Source organism: Coprobacillus sp. AF33-1AC (genome assembly GCF_003475785.1).
In the GTDB taxonomy this organism is placed as follows: Bacteria; Bacillota_I; Bacilli_A; order Erysipelotrichales; family Coprobacillaceae; genus Faecalibacillus.
This window is the reverse complement of the sequence record NZ_QRQB01000051.1, coordinates 512-1,650: the sequence shown is the minus strand read 5'-3', so window position 1 is coordinate 1,650 and position 1,139 is coordinate 512. Positions and strand designations below refer to the sequence as shown.

Here is a 1,139-nt window from a genome sequence, read left to right as displayed (position 1 = left end):
CTTTTTTTCTATATTTTGAAGAATATACAGAAGATTTTGAGGATTTTCTTCTATATTTCCCTCTCCAAAGGGACATTTTCTTCAAATTATGGCACGCAAAAATCAACCAAGCATTCTGTTGGTTTTTCTTCAAGCCTTTCAATCTTGTAAAGCGTAGTCCATTGTTTTCCTTACAGTCTGCAAATACTCGTTCAATGGTTTCTTTTCTCTTTGGATAGATTTCTTTCCATTCCATAGTATGACGGATCTCATCGGCATATTCTCTAAATTCTTCCCATAGATGACGTTCAATAACTTTTGTCATATTTTTACTCTTTGTACATTTATTTCTAAGAGGACAATCTTTGCAGTCTTTTGGATTGGATTTATATTGTCTGTAGCCATTTCTTGTAGTTGTTGTATACATAAGAAGCTTATCATTTGGACATAGATAACAGTCATATTCTTCATCATAGACATATTCGTATTTTTTGAAGAACCCTTTTTTCGTCATTGGTCTTTTATATGGCATATAAGGAATTTGATGGTTTTGTACAATAGTTCTACATATTGCGGGTGTCATATATCCAGCATCTAACGATACATTCTTAATTAGGTATCCATATTTCCCATTGTTCAATTCTTCATAGACATCAAAAAAACTAACACTGTCATGTACATTTCCAGGTACTGTTGTAACTGCCAGTACGAACGAGTTCTTATCACAGAATGTTTGATGCGAGTACGCAAAACATTTTTCCTTCTCACCTTTATGGAAGCAGCCACTTTCTGGATCTATAGTGCTCTCTGTAATTATTTTAGTTGAAGTCTTTTTTACTTCTTTACCTGTTTCTTCATCATGTACATATTCTGTATGCACCATTGCATCGAATGGGGCCTTGCCTATGTATTCTCTATCTTCGTTGATTTCAGTCAACAGATCATCTTCGTATTTCTTTTTGATGATCTCTACTTCTTTTTTTTCACTTTTTCTTTTATTGGCATTTGCCCTCTGATGTGTGCTGTCTCCAAATACTGTTGTAAAATCAACAAAACCGTACGCAACAGCCTGTTCCAGAATTTCCATAAAGATTTCCTGAAAAATAGTTGAATCCTTATATCTGCGAATATAGTTCTGAGACCATGTAGAAAAGTTTGGA

1 protein-coding gene is annotated in these 1,139 nt (G+C 34.0%); it reads right to left on the bottom strand.

Annotated features, from left to right (window positions below):
• Positions 1–1,139: IS1182 family transposase (locus DWZ53_RS11045; protein ID WP_233541892.1), on the bottom strand; the 1,139-nt coding region annotated here is incomplete at both ends.